We start from the raw sequence: 20,820 nt of genomic DNA on the forward strand, positions 1-20,820 counted from the left end.
GAACCAGTGCGCACCGTCAGCAACAGGGCGTGCAAGATTTTTTAGGTAAGCGCAGCCAGGTACTTCACCGTCTCAGGATGCTTGCGCACCAGACGGATCAAAGCTGTGGCCTGAGCATTCGGCCTGGCCCGCCCCTGCTCCCAGTTTTCCAGTGTTCTGATGTTGGTCCGTAGGTAGTTAGCGAACACATGTCGCGACATCTTCAGACCCTCCCGGATTTGAATGAGCTCTTGGGCTGTAAGCTCTGGCAGCTTCGCCAAATGCAACTTGTGCGAACGCCACGTAGCCTTGTCCTGATGCTGTGGGCCAGGACCGGCTGCCTGCTCCCGAAGACTGTCTCGCCTGGTCATTTCGATCGCTCCATATAAGACTCATCGAGTTTTCTATCCAGCACCGGCAGAGACACTCCCTTGATCAACGAAAAGGAGTAGCGCACTTGACCATCGCGCTGTCTCAGGATCTGCGCCTGACCCCTACGCCCCAATGCTGACGGCCGAGCCCGGCATTCCAAAGTGTACGTTATCTGCGTACATTATGCACGAGCATTCCGCGGCCGCTGCGCGATGCGGCGGCGGCCATGATTCCGGCGTTCAGACGCCGAGTTCATGAGTCGCCTGTATCATTTTTTTCATGAGCGTCGACCACTTGGCCGTGAGTCGCCTGTCTTGCATCCGCAGGCTCGCGACTACGCAAAGCATCCAGATAGTCAGCCCACGCCTGCATCATCTGGCGACGTGCTGGCAGATGAGTTGCACGGTTGTAGGCGCGGCCCAAGGGGTCGCGCACAGCGTGCGCCAACTGATGCTCGATGAAGTCCGGGCGGAAACCCAAGACCTCATCCAGTACCGTGCGAGCCATCGCTCGGAAACCGTGCCCGGTCATGGTGTCGCCGTCGAAACCCAAGTTGCGTAGGGCGGCGTTGACCGTGTTCTCGCTCATTGGTCTGGAAGCACTACGCACGCCGGGAAACACGTATTCGCTGCGCTTGGTTACCGGATGCAGCTCATGCAGGATCTCCACCGCCTGTATCGACAGGGGCACGATGTGCGAAATGCCGGTCTTGCTGGCGATGAAACGCCACTCTCCAGCATCCAGGTTGATGTCCGTCCAGCGCGCCTGACGCAGTTCGCCAGGGCGCACGAACACGAGCGGGGCAAGTTTCAGCGCGGCGAGGGTCACGGGCGATCCGCTGTAACCGTACAGCGCGCGGAGCAATTTGCCGATCTTTTCGGGTTCGGTCACGCTGGCGAAATGCTTCGTCCGAGGCGTCTCCAGCGCGCCGACCAGATCAGCGGCTGGATTGCGCTCAGCGCGCCCGGTGGCGATAGCGTAGCGGAAAACCTGGTTAGCCACTGCACGTGCGCGATGCGCGGTCTCTACTACGCCGCGCTTCTCCAGCTTGCGCAAGGCTGACAAGAGTACGGGCGCACTCACGTCCGTCACTGGTAGATCGGCAATGGACGCCAGATCTTTCTCGATGAGCCGGCGCTCGCGTTTGACAGAGCCAGGGCTCAATCCTTCTCTCGCGCGCTTGTTTAACAGTTCAGTCGCGATGACTTCGAAAGTGGTCCCCGCACGTTCGATCTGCGCGGCTCGTTCTCCTCGGGCAACCTGCGCCGGGTTCGCTCCGCCTCTAAGCAGTGAGCGCAGACGATCTCGCTCGGCCCGCGCAAGCATCAGCGACATGACCGGATACTCGTCGAGCGTGATCATGCTCGCCTTGCCTGCATAGCGATAACGGTAACGCCAGACTTTCGCACCGGTCGGACGCACTTCGACGCACAACCCGTGCGTATCCGCGATGCGATAGGCGTTCGAGCGGGGCTTCAACGCCCGCAGCTTGGTGTCTGTAAGCATGTGAGTCAGGCAAATGTGAGTCAGAGTGTTGAGGCACCGGCCCCTGACTCACAGCATGACTCCATTTCGGTCCGGATGCAATGTGATCTACCCGGACGCCAATAAACGAAAAACCCCTATATATCATGGGATTTTCGTACTTCACCGGACGGTATCGGATCGTGTCGGATTGGTCGATTGGTGGGCCCACCAGGATTCGAACCTGGAACCAAAGGATTATGAGTCCTCTGCTCTAACCGTTGAGCTATAGGCCCGTCAAGGGTTTCAAGCGGTTCTGCGCGATCGCTGTTGCAATTTTGGTGTAACCCTGCGGCTTGTCAGCCGACTCTGGAGGGCATCCATCGCGTCCCGCATTGAAGCGGCATGAGTGTACCTTTCGGCCATAGCGCGTGTCTTCCATCCACCCATCATCTGGATAGTGGCTGCATCGAGTCCAGCATGCGCTGCGTTGGTAGCGGCGGTGTGGCGCATGGTGTGCGGGGTCACATGCTTGGTGATGCCAGCGCGCTCCACACAGCGGCCGAACACGGCATTCATCTGGTACACCCTGCCCGACTTCGCGCGTGTGGAAGCGAACAGGTATTCGTCCGGCGACTTTCCTGCAATCAGCTCTTCCAGGTAGTCGGCCAGGATCTGCGGCATAGGCTGTTCACGGCGCCCCGCTTTGTCATGGCCAATCCACAGTATCCGCCTGCCAGCATCGATGTCGCGCACACGCAGGTCGAGCGCAGCGTCATGACGCAAGCCGGTGAAAAGCGTAACCATGACGAAGCAATGTGCGTGCTCGGACTGATCGTTTGCCGCAGCCTTGAGCAACCGCTGCGACTCCGCCGGCGTGAGATAGACGATCTTGCCGTCCGGTTCCTTCTGGCGCGCCAACATTGGCATGTTGGCCAGCAGCTTCCGCCGACGCATCGTGTTGAGCATGTGGAGCAACGCAGAGCGCTCTCTGTTGATCGTGGCCGGGCTCGCGCCCTCGCCCTTGCGCTTGCCCACGTAGGCCAGCCAGTCGTCGTCTGTGAGCCTGGCCACCTGCTTGGCACCCAGGCGGGGCTTCAGGTGCTCCCGGAAGCGCATTTCCTTGTTCTTGAGGTCACGCCCGTCATGCATGACCAGGTACCGCAAATACTCATCAGCAGCCCGTGCGAGCGTCTGCGAAGCATTCACCTTGCTGCCGGCGACACCGTGGGCTCCAGTGCGCTTGGCCGCCTTGAACTTGGCAATGACGTCTTCTGCTTGGGTGCGGGTGTAGCCCTCAGATTCCAGCCCCACCACCTGGTGATGGCGCTTGCGGTTGACCATCACGTTCACCGACCAACGCCCGTCACCACTGCTGGTGCGTGTGTAGGTAATGCCGTGCTCGCTCAGCGACTGGCCAAGCTGCAGGCCGCGCAAACCTGCGCGGGTGAGCTTGGCGAAGGCGGTCATGGGCTCTTCTTCGGGTCCAGGTACTTCGCTGCTTTAGCCAGCTGCGCCTCCATCGCGGCTTTGAGCTGGCGCATCTCCTCCAGTCCCTGACTGACCCGCTCGGCATTAGCTTGGGTGACCGCGATCACCTCATCTGCGCTGGCGTGAATTCCGTCGACCCTGAAACTGGTTTCCAGTCGCATCACGACCTCGGCGCCGAAAGTCCGGTTGGACCGCTTCGCAGCTTCCATGAGCCGTTCCTTCAGCTCAGCCGGCATGCGGATGTTGGTTTGGGGATCGTCTCGGGCCATCTGGCAACGATATCAGGTAGCACGGGGCTTGCGCGACAGGTAGCCCGGTGCTACAAATACCCTCAGAGGTAGCACCGGGCTAGCTCATTCAACCGAGGACCACACATGACCACAAAGCACTCCGCTCTCCCCACCTCCCGCTTGAAGGGTCAAGCCGCAGCCGCCTATCTCGGCCTGAGCCATAGCACGCTGGAGAAGATGCGGCACGAAGGCCGCGGCCCGCGCTACGTGAAAATCGGCGGCCGCGTGTTCTACCGCACGGCAGACCTCGACTCCTACATCGAGGCATCCGTTATCGAGACCACCGACAGCCGTGCACTGGCCGGCTGAAAAAGAAACGGCCCGCCCGGGTGCAACCGGAACGAGCCGTGAGAGCCATCCCCGAACCCTACCAAGGAACGAAGAGACCATGAACGCAATCCTACACCAGGCGGCCCCGGCTGCGAACTCCGCGCGCAATGCAGCGCCCACTAAGCCGAAGAAGACCAAGGAGGTTCTCTTCAGCCACTTCGCAGCAGATGACGAATACCTGCTGCAAGTGAATCCAGGCTTGGACGCCAACAACGCACTATCCACCGCAGACATGTTTCATGACTTCGTCCACCGGCAGTTGGAGGCCTGCCTCGATAATCCGGAGGGCAAGAACATCACGCTCTACTACGACGACGTCGCCACTTTCGTGGCGCTACTGGAGATGGCAAAGGCGCTGCGCACTGCGGCAGGAGCGGTCGCATGAGCGCTGTGATGAGCAGCTCACAGCCAACTGAGCGCGACCCTATCGAGCAGTATCTCGAAGCAGATGTGCCCCTTCGCGTCCTCCTTGAGCACGGTGCGGCGCGCCTCGACTGGCTCACTGAGCTGGAAATGCAACCGATCGTGATGGTGTTCCAGGATATGAACGGGCGGATGGTCACCGAAGAGGTCGACAAGCTCGAGTTCCTGGAACGCGCGCACGCTCTCGGGTGGAAGCCCTGGGAATATGGGGAAAGCGAGCAAATCGGGTTCGATGAGGTGTCCATTTGGGAGGACAGTCCAAATGAGGCTAGTGCGATCCCTGACTACTGGTTCGTACATGAGAGCTGTGCATCCTGGGATGATCCGTCCTGGGGTGTCCCTCTAACGCTCCCGCCGGAACGGTTCGCCACCATCGAGGCGCGCGAGAAGCAAGCGGCGGAGCGCCTGCGGGAGTCCAACAGACAGCTTGCAGAGGATGCAGTTCTGCATGAGCAAGCGGCGGCCACCCTCCAACTGATCAGGGGGCGAATCAATGGCCGCAAGGATCGCGATGGTGTGCGTCTGACCTACACCCAGGCCTGGGAAGAAGTTGAAGCCATCGCAGCGATCCACGCCTTAGACCCGTGGAGCGATGCGCCCTTCCCTCCTTTCCCGTGGACTGAGGAGCAGAAGCGCGCTATCGGCCGCGTGTGCAGGTACGTCAACGACGTCACCTCCGGTAAGCCAGTCGAAGAAGTGAAGCCGTTGGACCAACTCATTGCCGAAGAGGAGAAAGGACAGTGAGCTACCGCCCTATCCGATGCCTCACAGCTCGCCAGCTGCGCAACCTCCCCCGGCCGCAGCTTGAGCGCTGGCTGGACAACACCAAGGCCGCAGAGAGCGCCCTGGAGACGCTCATCGGCATGGGGTGCAGCGCACCCCAGTACGCCAACGACCGCGCGGTCTGCGAGCACAACCGCAAGCTTCTGACCAAGAAGCTAAGCGGCGCGGTCGCGTGATCGGGGAAGGAAATGGCACATGAGCCCTTCAACCTGCTGGGGCGCTACCAGCTGATCGAGCGTGCGCTACAGGACTCCGGCCTAAGCCGCGGACATTGTGTCGTCCTGTGCGTGATCCTGGGACACGTTGATCCAAACGGCGAGGCATGGCCGGGAATGGGCCGCATCTGCAAAAAGGCCGGGATATCGAAGAGCACCGCGATCAGGGCTGTGCACCGGCTCGAAGAACGAGGATACCTGACGGCGCATCGTGAGTTCGGAAGGTCGAACGTGTACACGGTGACAGACCAAACGGTAGATGAAACCAGTGTCATCGTTGACACCACCACAGCCAGACCGGTATCAAAAGTGACACCAGTTGAAGCGTGGGACGACTTTGCATTTTGAGAGGTGTCATCGGTGACACCGCCTAGTGTCAGATGTGACACCAACCAGTTCCACTTATGACACTAGAACCGGTATCAGAAATGACACCCGAACTTGATTCAAGAACTTGATCTAAGAACTAGATCCATTAAGTAGGGGTCAGCACATGCGAAACGAGCTGATTTTGAAAACCACCTCTCAGCGTGAAGACACTGACAGCATTGCTATTCACTGCCAAACCTATTCGATGAAACCTCGCCGAGCGATCGTCGTGCGGTCGCAATGCGTTCGCATCCAGAATCGATGCGTTCGTATACCGGTAGCACCGAAAACGATGCTAGTAGCACACGCATGGCTCACTGCACGCTCAGCGAACCCTCATGAAGACCCCTCGAAGACCCTTCGGGAAGGGTTTGGGGAAGGGTTTCGCGACCAGTACGCGCGTGCGCGCGAGGAGTAGCCCTCCATGAAGCGCCTTCCCACTGCCACTGCTGATCAGGAGGACAAGCCGATATCCGCACTACTCCGTCGCCAGTTCGCGAAGATCGAGCAGGCGTGGCGGCTGGATGCGGCGCTGCTGGTTGCCTACCGCAATGACCTGGAGGCGCACTTGGCACGCATGGATGCACTGGAGCGCTACGGAGATGAGCTATCGCCGCTCCGTGCGACAGAGCTGCATCTGCACGAGCTGGCCGCCAGTATGGTGCTGGAACGCGCCATGTCCGCTCCACTGATCCAGGCCGGGCGCAAGGTGATCGCCGCGCGAGCAGCTGGGGGCCGTGCACGTGCCGCTCGCCGGCCGGCCTGGCATGCTGACGCCGTCAACCTTGCTCGGCGGATCCGCGGCATCAGCGCGGCCGATCACAACATCGTCAGCATGATCGCCAAGCGGCTTGGCCGATCGGATGATGCGGTACGCACCGTCCTGCAACGAGCCGGCGAGCTGCCACCGAGAAAAACCCGAGTCAGGTAAGCACACGCGGTTGGCTTTCGCTGCAATGTACGGGTGAACAGCGCATCCAACACCAGCAGCGCCGACCGTAACAACGGCGCCGATACGGAGCACCGCGACAGCCGCGGTCGCTTCGGGCGAGGCAACTCTGGTCGCAAGCCCGGCTCGCGCAACAAGACCACCGTTGCAGCCCTGAAGCTGCTGGAAGGCGAATCCAAGCAGATCATGCGCAAGGCAGTCGACCTGGCATTGGCCGGCGATTCCACCGCGCTGAGGCTCTGTCTCGAACGAATCTCCCCTCCCTCGCGCGAGCGCGCGCTCGCGATCGACCTACCCGTGCCCACATCGCCGGCAGACGTCCCCAGGACGCTCCAGGCGATCCTGCAGGGCACGGCCGAGGGGGCCATCACCTCTAGCGAAGCGGAGCGCTTGGCGCGCTGCGTGGAAACATTCGCTCGCGCGCACGAGTTGGCGGACTTCGATGCCCGGCTCAAAGCTTTGGAGCGCGCGCATGCGTCGTGATCTGAACCACCGCCTCGGTGCTGTCGAAGCCCGCATGGCCACCATTGGCCAGTCGAAGCCAACAGCCGACGCTATCGCGTTCTGGGATTACCTGTGGCACTCGATCGAGGCCCTGGCGGACAGGATCCCCCCCGCCCTTCTCACTGCGCTGGAAGCAGCCATCGAGGACGGCATAACACAAAACATGACGGTCGCAGTGGTCGATGTCATCGAGGCAATCGAGAAGATCGACCCAGCCGTAGGCGGGGAACTGAACCGGCTAATCAATGCTGCCGACTGACCCGCGTCACAACTTCGCTGGCCTGGATCACCAGCACCATCGCCGCGACCGCGGCAGCTGAGGGAGAAACCAATGAACACACAGACGACATTCACCGACCGCGTCACCGTGGGCGCCACGCGCCGCACCGCAGACGGCTACCTCGTGGCCGATGCAAAGGTCGCCCGCGCCGGTGTTCAGGAGTACCTGGGCTCGGAGTTGGGCCGGTCTGACATGCCTGTGGTGCGAGTCTACCGCCCAGCCGAGGAAGTCTTCTCCGACGCCACCATGAAGAGCTTCGCCCACCGCCCCATGACCAACGACCACCCGCCGGAGCACGTCACCGCTGATAACTGGAAGAAGTACGCCGTCGGCCAGACCGGCGCCGAGGTGGTCCGCGATGGCGAGTTTGTCCGCGTACAGCTGGTGCTGATGGACAAGGCCACTATCGCAGCCTGGGAGGCCGGCAAGCGCCAACTGTCCATGGGCTACAACGCAGAGATCCATTTCGAGAGCGGCACCACGCCCGATGGCCAGGTCTACGACGCGGTACAGCGGAACATCTTGAACAACCACCTTTCGCTGGTCGACGTGGCGCGCGGCGGCCGCCAGCTGCAGATCGACTCGGCGCCTGCCGGCTGTCAGCAGGTGCTGGATGCGGCGCACTTCCGCAAGCAACTCACCGACGGTGGCGCAAACCTGACCGACGGTGAGCTTGACATGCTCTCGAACCAGCTCGCATCCAATGCTACTTCCGGTCAGCGCCGTGTGGCCCAGATGGCGCATGACGCGGTCCGGGTACGCCAGCAACTGCCCCAACTCGATGCTGCCCATGACGCCAGAAACCGTGCCTACGCCGAGATGTGCGCACAGCTGCAGGCCGGCAACCGCGGCTAACAGGAGCCCTTTATGGACATTGCAGAGCTCGGCTATCGAGTCGATTCGAGCGGGTTGGTCGAGGGCACCAAGGCGCTGGACCAGAACGCGGCGGCTTCCGGCCGTACGACCGCTTCGGTTGATCGACTGGAGAAGGAATACGACCAGTTGGTCCAGACCGCCAAGAAGCTAGGAGTTCAGCTACCGAACACCACGAGAGCCAACGAAAGCTTTGCGCAGGCATCGGTGCGGCAAGCCCAGGAAATCCGCCAAGCCCAGAATGCGGCTGCCGCCGCCACTGAGGCGCTTGCCCAGCAGTTTGGTGGGCTTGGCGGCGCAATGGGCGGGGCTCTCCCCGTGACGGGTGCCATGGGGGCAGAACTAGCTGCGCTGATCAATCCGCTCACGATCGGCCTAGCAGCTGTTGCTGCGTTGGCAGTCGCCTGGAAACAAGGCAGCGACGAGGCCCGCGCGTTCCAGAATGCCCTCATTTTGACCGGCAACTACGCCGGAGTTACGACCGGCCAGCTTGCTGCGATGGCTGAGACCATTGGGAGGCTGCCCGGCTCGACAGTGAACAGCGCCAGTCGAGCGCTCGCGGAAATCGCCGCCGGAGGCAGGATAGCGGGTGAACAACTCGGGCTCGTAGCCAAGGCCGCCGAGCAGATGCGCATCGCCACTGGCCAGTCGATAGACAACACCATCAAGCAGTTCGTGCAGATCGCCGATGATCCGGTAAAAGCTGCCGGCACGCTCAATGAGAGTTTGCATTTCCTCACAGCCCAGGAATACCGAACGATCAAGGCGCTGCAAGAGCAAGGTTCGACCATGCAAGCAGCTACGGTCCTCATGCATTCCTTTGCTGACTCTATCGATCAGCGGGCACCGCGGATAACGGAGAACGTGAACTGGATCGGCGGCACTTGGAGGTCAGTGAAGCAAGAGATATCGCAGGTCTGGGACATCTGGCGCAACATCGGTCGCGGCGACACCGTAGACCAGCAGATCCAAGCACTGCAGCAGCAGCTCGCATACACGCGGGATGCTGTTGCGGGCGGCATGTCCAGCAAGACCCAAGCCGACATCGACAAGATGCAAGCGCAATTGCTGGCATTGAAGCAAAGTCAGCTCACGGTGCAATGGGCCGGCATCTACAGTCCCGCCGATACGGCAGAGATGGATCGGAAGGATCGGGCTGATGCGGAATGGACTCGCCGGCAAGCCATGTACAACAAGACCCTGCGCGCAGAACAGGAGATCGCCAGGATCCGCAAAGAAGGCGTTGCCGCTGGTCGTGATCAGACGGAGATCGAAGCAACTATCACGACCTACAAGAAACAGCAGGCAGAGATTGAGGCTCGGCGTAACCACAAGGCCAACGTCGACGACAACTCGGCCCAGTCCCTGGTCAGCAGCATCCAGCGCCAGATCACAGCGAACAACCAGCTATTGGAAACGGGCGACAAGGTAACGGCCAGCGATCGCATGGTGATCCAGGCCAAGCAGCTTCTGGCCGACAAGACCAACACGATGACGGCGGCCACTCGCGCGTTGCTTCAGGCACTTATCCCAACGTTGCAAACCACGGACGCACAGGCCCAGGCTGAAGTTCAACGGCAGCGGGGCATGCAGGCGAGTATCGCGCTGACTGAGCGGCTTTCGCAGCTGGAGAAGCAGCGCAAGGAGCAAGCGGACATCGATCTGATGGGGATCGGCCGAGGCGCCGACGCCACGCAGATGCTGCAGCGGCAGCTGGATATACAGCGCCAGTATCTGCAAGAGAAGGAGAAGCTCGACAAGGCTCAGCGGGACAAGAACACAGCGCTCAGTCAGGGGGACTACCAACAGCAACAGGCCGCCCTAGAGACGAGTCTCAACAAATCGTTGGACATCGAACGGAACTACCAGCAGCAACGTATGGCGATGCTGGGGGATTGGAGGGCCGGAGTCCGAGCCGCATGGGAGAACTATGCTTTCGATGCGGTGAACTATAACCAGCAAGCGCAGGCCGCCATACAAGGGTTCTTTTCAGCGACCACGAGCGGCATCTCTACCCAAATCGACGAGCTACTGAAGGGCAACCAGTCGCTGGGAGATTCTTTCATCGGAGTGGCCCAGTCCATGGGGGGCGCTTTCGTAAAGGCGCTGGAGGACATGGCCGCGCAATGGCTGGTCTACAAAGCGGTGCAGGCCACGCTCGGCTCAAGCACGACCGCAGCGACGGCGCTACAGGCTTCCACCGCGGCCACAGCATGGGCCCCGGCTGCAGCCATGGCGTCTCTGGCAACCCTCGGCGGCAATGCAGGACCCGCGATGGCAGCACTGTCCTCGACAACAGCTTTGGCTGAGGGCCTGCTATGGACGGGCATGGCGCATGACGGCATCGATTCGGTGCCCAAAACAGGCACTTGGCTTCTGCAGGAAGGCGAGCGCGTTATGACCAGCCAGACCAGCGCAAAGCTGGATGCGACATTGGATCGTGTGGCGCAGCAACGCGGCGTCGGCGGTGGCAACACCTACGCGCCACAGATCTACATCAGTGGCAATCCGGATGCAGCGACGGTAGCCGTGCTTGAAGCGATGCTCAAGCGACACGGGCGCGAGGTCATGGGGCAGACATATCAGAAAGTCTCGGCCGATCTGGCGAGCGGCCGAGGTGATGTTTCCCGCGCCTACAAGGCTGGATGGAACGGGAAAAGGCGGCTCCGGTAAGCCTTCACCAATCAGAGGAACCAAAGAATGAGCGTACTGAAAGAAGTAAGCGACGCGGTCAACTGCGACCGCCCCTTGAGCTCAAAAGAGGCCGTAGAGCTGATCCAACGCTTGGCACAGGAGCGAGGGCGCGTACGGGATCGCTTGCAGCAGATTCACACCGGTGCCAACAGGCAAAACCAAGGCCCGGAGTACAAGCAGGCACTGATTGCCGGCGACGACGCTGCGGCAAAGAAACTGTGGGATGAATTCGAGCAACTCTCGCTTGAGCGGGATCGTATCGAGGCCCTCTCGGGAGCATTGGTGGCGATCCGCGACATCATGCGCCTGAAGGAAGCCGTGGATGGACTGCCCGGGCTGCATGAACAGTTGATCGCCGACCTCAGCGCAGCCGAAGATGCACAGAAGACACTCGAATCGGCACTGGACAAGATCGAGGAAACCTATCTGGCCATCAATCAAGCACGTGGCGAGTGCCACAAGGGCATGCAGCCTGCTCCATCGGCTAAACCGGAGACCATTCGCCGGCTGGTCGCCTTGGCGCCATTCTCTGCCCGCCAGCGGGTCTCGATGTATCGCGACGCTTCAATCCATCCGGGCAGCCTCGGCATGGAAGCCGCATGACCAGCAATTTATCCGACCAGGTTCGGTCATTTACCGACAAGGCTAAGCATCAGCTCGATTTGCTGGTGCGTTACTCCCTGGAGGAATTGGCTATCGAAGCGAACACGGACGAGAGCAAGGGTGGCAGGCTGCCGAAGGACACGGGATTTCTGCAGAACACGATCACCGCATCGCTGGAGGGCATGCCTGCCGGCCAGGGCGTTGCTGAAAAGGATCGGAAGTACACGGCGCCAGTGAGCGGCGACCCCGCTCTTGTCTTCTTTCGCGCCAAGGTCGGCGATGTCGTGTGGCTGGGTTGGACAGCCGCCTATGCCGCCCGCATGGAACACGGCTTCGTCGGGAAAGACAGCCTCGGCCGCGAGTACAACCAGGCCGGCTGGGGCTTCATGCGTGCGGCGCAACAGAACTGGCCAGCCATCGTCCAACGCTCCATCCAGAAACTGAAGGAAGCCACATGAAAATGCAGACCCGCGCTCAACTGATACTGGATGCTGCCCGCATTGCCCCAGGCGTGGATATCGCCGATGACGAGAGCGATGCAATCGTGAGACGGCGCGTCGTGTCCGAAGTGCTCGGAACCGATTCGGTCATGGGACGCTGTGATGATTACATCGCCGGCGCGTTCGACGGCATCGTACAGTCGGGGCGAGTAGCACCCACACGCCCGCTGCCGAGTGCCGGCTGCAGCCGCTGGCACTGATCAACCGCGCGGGCGGTCGCTCACTCGCGCCGGGCCAGCCGGAAGGTGCCCGCAACAACGTCCGGCAGTCGCTGCGCTTGGGTTGAGCGTGAGGCGACGGGGCTACCCTTGGGATCAGGGTAGCCTCAGTTGTTCTCCAGAACCCGCAGAACAAGCTCATCACCATCCGCGAGCCAAGCATGCTCGTCGACATACCAGATCCCGCCAACCTTCCGGCCGGCAAGAAATCCGTTCTGGATCCATCGCCGGACAGTGAGCTCCGAGGGCTCGCTCCCAGGCGCGAAGTATTTCGCTCTCCAAGCAACTACCGTCATCAGCAGCATCGGACGCACCTAAGAATCGTCGACAAAGGTCCGACCTCCCCTAGATCGCCTTGTTGGGCTTCCATGTAGTCAGATTCGCTGCCCCCTCTGCTGGTGCTGCACCCACCGCGGCGCGCAGCACTACCGGCCTGCCGTTGTTGTCGATGTAGTGACGGATGCCGTTACGGCGCAAGAACTCCAACTGCTTGGCCCGCATAGGTGTGCGCGTCAGCTGCTGGATTTCATCGCGAGACAGGCACAAGCCCAACTCCATTCCACACCTCAGCAGGATCGAGAACGAACTCCCATCGTGAGCGATCTACGTGGCGGCGGCATTGCAGCGGCCGGCCGTCGTAGTGATCACCCGCGCATAGTCCTCGCCAGCCGCTTCTCCTCCCTGGTAGCTAGTGGCTCCGCGTCCGACATGCCTCGGGGCGCCGCCGCTGCAGCCCGGCGGTATCGGCGATCGACGCAACGATGCGTCGGAAGATTCCGACATCGCGGCATCAAGCGGTCTCAGCTCGTGAGCTGCTGATGCGCCAAGCTGACGGCCATGAACACCACGCTACCTGCTACCGCCTGCGCTCCCAGACCGAAACCGCTACGCTTCCTCCGCATCCGCGAAGTGTTGGCGCGCGTCGGCCTGTCGAAGTCCACCCTGTACGCTCGGATCCGTGCCGGCGAGTTCCCTAAGCCGGTGCCGCTGGGCACGATGTCCGCGTGGGTCGAATCCGAAATCGATGAGTGGATGGCAGAACGCATCGCAGAGCGAGAAAGCCCCGTGTAGTTCCGGTGTAAGGATGCTGGAAATTCACAGAAATACACCGCAGAAACTGGCAAGCAGTGCCGTGCTGAAATCCACTTAAAGGCCTGTTTTTGCAGTGATATTGGAGCTATAGAGGGTTCGCGGAAAACCTGCCGAACTGGATTATGAGTCCTCTGCTCTAACCGTTGAGCTATAGGCCCGCGCGGCCTGACATTCTGCCTGTTTGAGCGATGCAGGACGAGCCCCTGCGATCGATACGTGCACAAAAAAACGAAGGCCCCGCATCAGCGGGGCCTTCGTCGATACAGCAGGAACCAACGCAGCGCTCGTCAGTCGATGTCGAGGAAGCTGCGCAGCTGCTCCGAACGGCTCGGGTGACGCAGCTTGCGCAGCGCCTTGGCTTCGATCTGGCGGATGCGCTCGCGGGTGACGTCGAACTGCTTGCCGACTTCTTCCAGCGTGTGATCGGTGTTCATGTCGATGCCGAAGCGCATGCGCAACACCTTGGCTTCCCGCGGGGTCAGGCCGGCCAGCACGTCGCGCACGGTCTCCTGCAGGTTGATGTTGGTGGTGTTGTCGATCGGGGACTCCACGTTGGTGTCCTCGATGAAGTCGCCCAGATGCGAGTCCTCGTCGTCGCCGATCGGGGTCTCCATCGAGATCGGCTCCTTGGCGATCTTCATCACCTTGCGGATCTTGTCTTCCGGCATGTCCATTTCCTTGGCCAGCTCCTCCGGCGTGGCCTCGCGGCCGAACTGCTGGAGCATCTGGCGGGAAATGCGGTTGAGCTTGTTGATCGTCTCGATCATGTGCACCGGAATACGGATGGTGCGCGCCTGGTCGGCGATCGAGCGGGTGATCGCCTGGCGGATCCACCAGGTGGCATAGGTCGAGAACTTGTAACCGCGACGGTATTCGAACTTGTCGACCGCCTTCATCAGGCCGATGTTGCCCTCCTGGATCAGATCCAGGAACTGCAGGCCGCGGTTGGTGTACTTCTTGGCGATCGAGATCACCAGGCGCAGGTTGGCCTCGACCATTTCCTTCTTGGCCTTGCGGGCCTTGGCCTCGCCGTAGGCCATCGCGCGGCTGATCTCACGGATCTCGGCCAGGGTCAGGTAGTTGGCCTTCTCCAGCTCGATCGAGGCCTGCTGCTCGCTGACGATGTTGTCCTTGACGTCACGCAGCGCGGACGACCACTTCTGCTTGCGCTTGAGCGCGTCGTCCACCCACTCCAGGTTGGTCTGATTGCCTTCCCAGGAACGGATGAAGTCCTTGCGCGGCATCTTGGCGACGTTGGTCGCCAGGTGCAGCACCTTGCGCTCGTGGTCCTTGATCGCGTTGACCTGGCCGCGCAGCTGATTGACCAGGGTGTCGGTCAGGTTCAGCGGCAGCTTCAGGGTCACGAAGATCGCGGCGGCGTCCTCGCGCGCCTTGTTCACGGCCTTGTTGTCGGAACCGTGCTTGGCATGGGCCTTCTTGAACTTGGCGTACTCGGCGCCCATCGCCTCCATGCGCGTGGCGACCTCCACCGGGTCCGGGCCGGTCGGCGCGGCATCTTCCTCGCCGGCGACGTCGTCATCGCCTTCTTCTTCGTCGTCGTCATCGGCAGTGCCCTCTTCGGCCGCTACAGCGGCTGAAGCGGCAGCTGCGGCGGCGGCAGCGTCGGCTTCCTCGATCAGGTCGTTGAAACCGACCACGACCTCGGCCAGACGCTTGCGGCCCGCCTTGTGTTCTTCGTAGTCGTTCAGCAGCAGCTCGATCGACAGCGGGAAGGTGGCAAGTGCCGCCTGCACCTGGCTCAGGCCTTCTTCGATGCGCTTGGCGATGGCGATTTCGCCTTCGCGGGTCAGCAGCTCGACCGTGCCCATCTCGCGCATGTACATGCGCACCGGGTCGGTGGTGCGACCACCTTCGGTGTCGAGCGCGCTCAGTGCTGCAGCGGCTTCTTCGGCCGCGGTGTCGTCGACTTCGCGGTTGCCGGTGTTGCCGTCGTTCAACAGCAGGGTTTCGGCGTCGGGGGCAACTTCATGGACATCAATGCCCATGCCGTTGATCATGCCGATGATGTCTTCGATCTGCTCCGGATCGACCAGGTCGTCGGGCAGGTGGTCATTGACTTCGGCGTAGGTCAGGTAGCCCTGTTCCAGGCCCTTGCTGATCAGAAGCTTGATGTCGTTTTGCTGGGCAGGACGTTCGTTGGCCATGAGTGCTCGCGCCACCGGCTGGGAAGGAATTGGAGAACCTAGCATTATACCGCGCCACGTGATGAATAGCTCACTGGCTCGCTCAACCGCGCCGCCGCACGCCGGAATTTCGATGCGGCAGCGCCTGCTGAAACAAGGCCGACCTCAGGGTCGCAGCAGGAAGGTCACCGGGCCGTCATTGACCAGGTTGACGATCATATGGGCACCGAAGCGGCCGGTTTCCACCCCGCCGACATGCTTTTCGCGACATATCGCGACCAGTTCATTGAACACGCGTTCAGCCTCCGCAGGCGGAGCGGCGGTACTGAAGCCAGGGCGCATGCCCGAGGACGTGTCCGCGGCCAGGGTGAACTGGCTGACCAGCAACAGGCCACCGCCGGTGTCGGCGAGCGAGCGGTTCATCTTGCCAGCCTCGTCGGGGAACACCCGGTAGCCCAGCAGGCGTTCGGCCAGCCGCCGGATCCGCGGCGTATCGTCACCCGGCTCGACGCCGACCAGCGCCAGCAGGCCCGGGCCGATCCGGCCGACGAGCTCCCCCTCCACCTCGACCGAGGCCTGCGACACGCGTTGGATCAAGGCAAGCACGGCATGACTCCTCTCAAGCTGAACCCGGCAGCATGCCGACCGACCCGGTCACTGTCACGCCATCGGGTATGCCCGTTTAAAATCGGCGAATGAATGCCGACCCCCGTGCCCGCCTGCTGTATCGGGCCGCTTCGCTGCTGGGCAACCTGCCATGGCCGTTGCTCAAGCGCCTGTCCGATCTGCTGGCGTGGAGCTGGCGGGTGCTGAATGCGCGCGAGAGCCGCGTGGTCCGCCGCAATCTCGAACTGGCCTATCCCGAATTGGGGCCGGCCGAACGCAAGATCCTGCATCGCCAGATCCTGTCATCGAGCGTGCGCCAGACCCTGGAAATGCTGCGCACCTGGACCAACCCGGCGCCGTCGAACCTGGCCCGGCTCACCCGCCAGGGCCAGGACACCTACGACGCGGCGCTGGCGGCCGGCAAGGGCGTGATCGTGGCGGCACCGCATTTCGGCAATTGGGAGCTGCTGAACCAGTGGCTGTCCGAGCGCGGGCCGATCGCGATCGTCTACCGGGCACCGGATTCGCCCGCACGGGACGGCTTCCTGCAGATCGTCCGCAACGCCGACAACGTCACCCAGGTCAGGGCGGAAGGGCCGGCGGTGCGGCAGTTGTTCAAGGTGCTCAAGGGCGGTGGCGCGGTCGGCATCCTGCCGGACCAGCAGCCGAAGATGGGCGATGGGGTGTTCGCGCCATTCTTCGGCATGCCCGCGCTGACGATGACGCTGGTCAACCGGCTCGCCGAGCGCACCGGCGCCACGGTGCTGTATGCCTGGTGCGAGCGCACCGGGCCGGACCTGGAGTTCACCCTGCACGTACAGCCGGCCTCCCCGCAGTTGGCCGATCCGGATCCGGTCATCGCCGCGACCGCGCTCAATGCCGGCATCGAGGCGATCGCCCGGCGCGATCCCACCCAGTACCAGTGGACTTACAAGCGCTACACGCTGCGACCACCGGGCAGTGGCGAACCCAACCCCTATGCGACCGAACGGCATCCGCATTGAACCTCCGTCCACTCCTGACAATTGCGGCCATGCCTGTGACGCAGTGTCGCGGCCAGCAAGACCGCGCCAGGATTGAGACCGGACGCCGTCGCCCTCATCAGATAAACCGATGACGACCTCCTCCCCTACCTCGCAACACCCCACCGCCTTCGGCGACCCGGCCGCGATCCGCAGCGAGCGCGCCGCCTCGGAGCTGCGCGCCGCCCGCCCGGTGATCATCACCCACGAGGGCACGGCACGCGCGGTGCTGGCGCTGGACAGCAGCACCGAGCGCAGTTATCAGGCGTTCGCGCAGGCCGCCGGACAACGCCACTATCTGTATCTGACCCCGATCCGGGCCGGTGTACTGGGCCTGGATGCACCGCAGGGTGCACGCATCGCCCTGGACGGCATCTCCTACGATCGCCTGGCATCGCTGGCCTACCTGCGCGACGCCGAAGTGCCGCAGCAGTGGCAAGCCGGCGACGCGCTCGATGCCGGTGCCGCCGAGGCCGCGCGCCTGGGTCTGTTGCTGCCGGCGATGCTGGCGGTGGAAATCGAAGCCGACGACAGCGCCTTCGCAGGCTGCCAGCAGCTCTCGCTCGCCGATCTGGACGAAGGCTGCGCCAAGGCTGCGGCCGGCAAGTACGAACTGGTGATCCGCACGCCGGTGCCGCTGCGCGAGGTCGGCATGAGCGAGTTCGTGGTGTTCCGCGGCGGCGTGGCCCAGCGCGACCAGGTCGCGATCGTGGTCGGTCAGCCCGACCTGTCGCAGCCGGTGCCGGTGCGCGTGCATTCCTCGTGCCTCACCGGCGACCTGTTCGGCTCACTCAAGTGCGACTGCGGCGACCAACTGCGGCACGGCCTGGCCAAGCTCAAGGAACTGGGTGGCGGCGTGCTGCTGTACCTAGACCAGGAAGGGCGTGGCACCGGCATCGCCTCGAAGATGCGCGCCTACGGCTACCAGCACGCCGGGCTGGACACGATCGACGCCGACGCCCAGCTCGGCTTCGGCCCGGACGAACGCCGCTACGGCAGCGCGGTGGCGATGCTGCGCGGGCTGGGCATCGCGCGTGTCCGCCTGCTGACCAACAATCCGGCCAAGGTGGAGCGCTTGCGTGCGGCTGGTGTCGAGGTGATCGACCGCATTCCGGTCACCGGCGAGATCACCCACGAAAACGAGCAGTACCTGCGCACCAAGGCCGCCCGCGCCGGGCACCTGCTCGATGTGGACGCGCTGATCCTGGCGTCGCAGTAGCCGGGCAACGCCCGGCTACCTGTGGAGCCGAGCAAGCTCGGCTCTAGGTGCCCAGCGTCAGCGTGCGCTGGCGACGCTATGCTGGTCGCCTCTTCGCTGATCCACGGCGCTGCGTGTACCCGACTTCCGATCCAGGCTCTTCCTCGCCTCCAGCATTGCCCAACGATGCCGACTGGCATGCATTGCCTCCACACAGCGTGCGTCTGGCCGCCGCCGGTGGCGCGTTGACGATGGGCGCGACCCTGGCGATCGCCTCGACCGGCAGCCTGATGGTGATCGCACCGCGCCTGTGGTGGCTGATTCCGATCTTCGTGCTGATCGGCGCGATCGCCGGCGGCTGGTTCTCGGCCAAGCGCCAGCGCTTGACGCGTTGGCGGCTGGATGCAGACGGGCTGGCATTGCGCCGTGGTCGCTGGTGGCAGACCGAAACGCGCGTACCGATCACCCGCGTGCAGCACCTCGACCTGCGCCGCGGCCCGCTCGAACGCCTCGCCGGGCTGACCACACTGGTAGTACACACCGCCGGCACGCGCCTCAACGCCGTCGCCATCGCCGGACTGGACCAGCACGACGCCGAACGCCTGCGTGATCGCCTGGCGCGGCAGCTGGACCACGACGACGACGCGCTGTGAGCAGCGTCCCGGCCGAAGCGGCGCCCGAGCAGCGATTGCATCCGCTGTCGTGGCTGTTCGTGCTGCTGCAGCAACTCAAACAGTTCCTAGTGCCGATCGTGGCGCTGCTGGTGTTCGGCGGTCGCGGCGAACGCTACGACTGGGCCAACCAGCTCGCCACGTTGATCGTGATCAGCGTACTGGTGGCGGTATCGATCCTGCGCTACCTGACCTACCGCTACCGCATCGACGCCGACAGCGTGACGATCCGCAGCGGCTGGCTGCACCGCAGCCGGCGCGATATCCCATTCGCGCGCATCCACAACGTGGTGGTGCACCAGTCGCCACTGCATCGATTGTTCGGCGTGGCCGAAGTCCGCCTGGAATCGGCCGGCGGCAACAAGCCGGAAGCGGAGATGCGGGTGCTGCGACTGGATCAGGCGCTCGCGCTGGAGCAGCAGGTGCGCTATCGCGGCCAGGTCAGCGTAAGCGGCGAAGCCGGGCAGCCCCCCAGCGACGAACTGCTGGCGCTGCCGTCGAGCGAGATCGTGCGGCTCGGGATGATCTCCAATCGCGGCATGGTGGTGGTCGCAGCCGCCTTCGGCGTGCTCTACCAGATGTTTCCGGAACGCAAGATCTCGAGCTTCATCGAGCATCACGGCGAGCAGGCCTATCACTATGCCGAGCAATTGCACCCGGGCGTGCAGGCCGCCGCTTTCTTCACCACGTTCGCGCTGATCGCGGTACTGGCATTGATGCGCCTGCTGTCGGTGGCGCTGGCGCTGCTGCAGTACCACGGCTTCCGCCTGAGCGAATCGGAGCGACGCCTCACCGTCGAACGCGGCCTGCTGGCCAGACTGCGCACCAGCGTCGCACGCCGCCGCATCCAGGCCTGGACCTTGCAGGAAGGCGTGCTGCACCGGTTGTTCCGCCGACGCCACCTGCGCGTGGACACGGCCGTGTCGGAAAGCCACGGCGAGGAAGGTCGCGCACTGAAGGAACTTGCGCCCATCGCAACACCGCAGGCATGCGATGCGCTCGTGCGACACCTTCTTCCGGGTGTGCAGTGGCCACCACCGCAATGGCGATCGGTAGCGATGCGCTGCTGGTGGCGGCTGTGCCTGCCATCGCTGTGGCTGCTGCCGCTGGTGGCCGCGCTGTACCTGCGCTTCGGCACGGAATCGCTGCTGGTACTGGCGTGGTGGCCCTGGTCCGCATTCCACGCTTGGCGCCAGATCCAACGCATGGGCTACGCCCTGGACGAACGCTACGTCGCAATACGCGGCGGCTGGTGGACCCGCTGGTGGCGCTTCGCCGAGATCGACAAGCTGCAGGCATTGCAGCTTGTGCGCTCGCCCCTGGACCGACTCACCGGCACCGCCACCCTCTGGCTGGACACCGCCGGCGCCACCGGCGGCCTGCCACCACTGCGGCTGCGCTTCGTCCCGTTTGCCGAAGCACAGACCTTGTACACACAACTGGGCAGCAGCCTCGCGCGGCGAAAATTGCAGTGGTGAGAAGCAACGGCTGTTGCCGTTGCCGTTGCTCGTGATTTTGACTTTGCTGTCGGCTTTTCCGGGGCCCCCATCCGCAGCGGCGGAGACGGCGGGAATAACCCGAAGGGCGACGCACAAGGATGTGCGTCGTTTTCTGCCGCGACAGGAAGTCGCGTCAGAAAATCCCGCTGGCGTAGCGGACCCGTAGCGCAGCGTAGGGCGCGAGGACTGGGGCGTGCTTTCTTTGGGTTACGTTTCTTTGCACGAGCAAAGAAGCGCTTTACAGCAGCCGA

The 20,820-nt window shown here is 62.9% G+C and carries 26 protein-coding genes and 1 tRNA gene; 18 read left to right on the forward strand and 9 right to left on the reverse strand.

Annotated elements, in window-relative coordinates; translation table 11 throughout:
* Window positions 1-41: 41 nt before the first annotated feature.
* The 5 genes from AC3WJE_RS09310 to AC3WJE_RS09330 form a co-directional block, all read right to left on the reverse strand.
* On the reverse strand, window positions 42-350 hold the full coding sequence (locus AC3WJE_RS09310) for a helix-turn-helix domain-containing protein (protein WP_493730504.1): 309 nt from the start codon (window positions 348-350) through the stop codon (window positions 42-44).
* Between the two features lie 253 nt (window positions 351-603).
* Window positions 604-1,857, reverse strand: a complete 1,254-nt coding sequence (locus tag AC3WJE_RS09315; protein WP_493730505.1) for a tyrosine-type recombinase/integrase — start codon at window positions 1,855-1,857, stop codon at window positions 604-606.
* Window positions 1,858-2,035: 178 nt separating this feature from the next.
* Window positions 2,036-2,111, reverse strand: a tRNA-Ile gene (locus AC3WJE_RS09320).
* 10 nt (window positions 2,112-2,121) lie between these two features.
* A complete protein-coding gene (locus tag AC3WJE_RS09325) occupies window positions 2,122-3,285 on the reverse strand; it encodes a tyrosine-type recombinase/integrase (RefSeq protein ID WP_493730506.1) in 1,164 nt (387 codons plus the stop codon).
* Entirely contained in the window at window positions 3,282-3,575 is a 294-nt protein-coding gene (locus AC3WJE_RS09330; RefSeq protein ID WP_493730507.1) for an Arc family DNA-binding protein, read from the reverse strand. Before AC3WJE_RS09330 ends, AC3WJE_RS09325 begins: the two co-directional genes overlap by 4 nt.
* A 105-nt stretch (window positions 3,576-3,680) precedes the next feature.
* Here AC3WJE_RS09330 and AC3WJE_RS09335 point away from each other — a divergent pair, with 105 nt between their 5' ends.
* The 13 genes from AC3WJE_RS09335 to AC3WJE_RS09395 all read left to right on the forward strand — a co-directional run bounded on the left by AC3WJE_RS09335 (window position 3,681) and on the right by AC3WJE_RS09395 (window position 12,319).
* Window positions 3,681-3,905, forward strand: a complete 225-nt coding sequence (locus AC3WJE_RS09335; protein ID WP_493730508.1) for a helix-turn-helix transcriptional regulator — start codon at window positions 3,681-3,683, stop codon at window positions 3,903-3,905.
* A 79-nt stretch (window positions 3,906-3,984) separates the two neighbouring features.
* Complete coding sequence (locus AC3WJE_RS09340; protein ID WP_493730509.1) at window positions 3,985-4,311, forward strand: hypothetical protein; 327 nt, start codon at window positions 3,985-3,987, stop codon at window positions 4,309-4,311.
* Window positions 4,308-5,093 (forward strand): hypothetical protein, encoded by a 786-nt coding sequence (locus AC3WJE_RS09345; RefSeq protein ID WP_493730510.1) that lies wholly within the window; start codon window positions 4,308-4,310, stop codon window positions 5,091-5,093. The genes AC3WJE_RS09340 and AC3WJE_RS09345 overlap by 4 nt, the downstream gene beginning before the upstream one ends.
* On the forward strand, window positions 5,090-5,308 hold the full coding sequence (locus tag AC3WJE_RS09350) for a hypothetical protein (protein WP_493730511.1): 219 nt from the start codon (window positions 5,090-5,092) through the stop codon (window positions 5,306-5,308). Before AC3WJE_RS09345 ends, AC3WJE_RS09350 begins: the two co-directional genes overlap by 4 nt.
* A gap of 12 nt (window positions 5,309-5,320) precedes the next feature.
* Window positions 5,321-5,695: a helix-turn-helix domain-containing protein gene (locus AC3WJE_RS09355; RefSeq protein WP_493730512.1), complete on the forward strand. Its 375-nt coding sequence runs from the start codon at window positions 5,321-5,323 to the stop codon at window positions 5,693-5,695.
* Between the two features lie 445 nt (window positions 5,696-6,140).
* A complete protein-coding gene (locus AC3WJE_RS09360; RefSeq protein ID WP_493730513.1) occupies window positions 6,141-6,647 on the forward strand; it encodes a hypothetical protein in 507 nt (168 codons plus the stop codon).
* A gap of 33 nt (window positions 6,648-6,680) precedes the next feature.
* Complete coding sequence (locus tag AC3WJE_RS09365; RefSeq protein WP_493730514.1) at window positions 6,681-7,148, forward strand: hypothetical protein; 468 nt, start codon at window positions 6,681-6,683, stop codon at window positions 7,146-7,148.
* Complete coding sequence (locus AC3WJE_RS09370) at window positions 7,138-7,428, forward strand: hypothetical protein (protein ID WP_493730515.1); 291 nt, start codon at window positions 7,138-7,140, stop codon at window positions 7,426-7,428. Before AC3WJE_RS09365 ends, AC3WJE_RS09370 begins: the two co-directional genes overlap by 11 nt.
* A 72-nt stretch (window positions 7,429-7,500) precedes the next feature.
* Entirely contained in the window at window positions 7,501-8,304 is an 804-nt protein-coding gene (locus AC3WJE_RS09375) for a DUF2213 domain-containing protein (RefSeq protein ID WP_493730516.1), read from the forward strand.
* Between the two features lie 12 nt (window positions 8,305-8,316).
* Window positions 8,317-10,995: a phage tail length tape measure family protein gene (locus AC3WJE_RS09380; protein ID WP_493730517.1), complete on the forward strand. Its 2,679-nt coding sequence runs from the start codon at window positions 8,317-8,319 to the stop codon at window positions 10,993-10,995.
* Window positions 10,996-11,022: 27 nt separating this feature from the next.
* Window positions 11,023-11,619 (forward strand): hypothetical protein, encoded by a 597-nt coding sequence (locus AC3WJE_RS09385; RefSeq protein ID WP_493730518.1) that lies wholly within the window; start codon window positions 11,023-11,025, stop codon window positions 11,617-11,619.
* Window positions 11,616-12,077 carry a hypothetical protein gene (locus tag AC3WJE_RS09390; protein ID WP_493730519.1) on the forward strand — a complete coding sequence of 154 codons (462 nt, stop codon included), beginning with the start codon at window positions 11,616-11,618 and terminating at the stop codon, window positions 12,075-12,077. Before AC3WJE_RS09385 ends, AC3WJE_RS09390 begins: the two co-directional genes overlap by 4 nt.
* Window positions 12,074-12,319: a hypothetical protein gene (locus tag AC3WJE_RS09395; protein ID WP_493730520.1), complete on the forward strand. Its 246-nt coding sequence runs from the start codon at window positions 12,074-12,076 to the stop codon at window positions 12,317-12,319. The genes AC3WJE_RS09390 and AC3WJE_RS09395 overlap by 4 nt, the downstream gene beginning before the upstream one ends.
* A gap of 125 nt (window positions 12,320-12,444) precedes the next feature.
* On the opposite strand, the gene AC3WJE_RS09400 is transcribed toward AC3WJE_RS09395, so the two are convergent.
* Both AC3WJE_RS09400 and AC3WJE_RS09405 read right to left on the reverse strand, forming a co-directional pair.
* Window positions 12,445-12,651, reverse strand: coding sequence for a DNA-binding protein (locus AC3WJE_RS09400; RefSeq protein WP_493730521.1), 207 nt, complete (start codon window positions 12,649-12,651; stop codon window positions 12,445-12,447).
* Window positions 12,652-12,682: 31 nt separating this feature from the next.
* Window positions 12,683-12,883, reverse strand: a complete 201-nt coding sequence (locus AC3WJE_RS09405; RefSeq protein ID WP_493730522.1) for a DUF4224 domain-containing protein — start codon at window positions 12,881-12,883, stop codon at window positions 12,683-12,685.
* A gap of 291 nt (window positions 12,884-13,174) precedes the next feature.
* On the opposite strand from AC3WJE_RS09405, the gene AC3WJE_RS09410 reads away from it, so the two are divergent.
* The gene (locus AC3WJE_RS09410) at window positions 13,175-13,408 is read left to right on the forward strand and encodes a helix-turn-helix transcriptional regulator (RefSeq protein ID WP_493730523.1); all 234 of its coding nucleotides are present in this window, start codon (window positions 13,175-13,177) and stop codon (window positions 13,406-13,408) included.
* 308 nt (window positions 13,409-13,716) lie between these two features.
* Here the strand turns inward: AC3WJE_RS09410 and rpoD are convergent, their stop codons facing one another.
* On the reverse strand, window positions 13,717-15,594 hold the full coding sequence (gene rpoD / locus AC3WJE_RS09415; protein WP_493730524.1) for an RNA polymerase sigma factor RpoD: 1,878 nt from the start codon (window positions 15,592-15,594) through the stop codon (window positions 13,717-13,719).
* A 144-nt stretch (window positions 15,595-15,738) separates the two neighbouring features.
* Window positions 15,739-16,179, reverse strand: a complete 441-nt coding sequence (gene dtd, locus AC3WJE_RS09420; RefSeq protein ID WP_493730525.1) for a D-aminoacyl-tRNA deacylase — start codon at window positions 16,177-16,179, stop codon at window positions 15,739-15,741.
* 89 nt (window positions 16,180-16,268) lie between these two features.
* Here dtd and AC3WJE_RS09425 point away from each other — a divergent pair, with 89 nt between their 5' ends.
* The 4 genes from AC3WJE_RS09425 to AC3WJE_RS09440 all read left to right on the forward strand — a co-directional run bounded on the left by AC3WJE_RS09425 (window position 16,269) and on the right by AC3WJE_RS09440 (window position 20,548).
* Window positions 16,269-17,183 carry a lauroyl acyltransferase gene (locus AC3WJE_RS09425; protein WP_493730526.1) on the forward strand — a complete coding sequence of 305 codons (915 nt, stop codon included), beginning with the start codon at window positions 16,269-16,271 and terminating at the stop codon, window positions 17,181-17,183.
* A gap of 109 nt (window positions 17,184-17,292) precedes the next feature.
* Window positions 17,293-18,420, forward strand: a complete 1,128-nt coding sequence (gene ribA / locus AC3WJE_RS09430; protein WP_493730527.1) for a GTP cyclohydrolase II RibA — start codon at window positions 17,293-17,295, stop codon at window positions 18,418-18,420.
* A gap of 155 nt (window positions 18,421-18,575) precedes the next feature.
* Window positions 18,576-19,052: a PH domain-containing protein gene (locus AC3WJE_RS09435; RefSeq protein ID WP_493730528.1), complete on the forward strand. Its 477-nt coding sequence runs from the start codon at window positions 18,576-18,578 to the stop codon at window positions 19,050-19,052.
* Window positions 19,049-20,548 (forward strand): PH domain-containing protein, encoded by a 1,500-nt coding sequence (locus tag AC3WJE_RS09440; RefSeq protein WP_493730529.1) that lies wholly within the window; start codon window positions 19,049-19,051, stop codon window positions 20,546-20,548. The genes AC3WJE_RS09435 and AC3WJE_RS09440 overlap by 4 nt, the downstream gene beginning before the upstream one ends.
* The last annotated feature ends 272 nt before the right edge of the window (window positions 20,549-20,820 follow it).

The organism is Pseudomonas sp. GW821-FHT07E12, assembly GCF_058986605.1.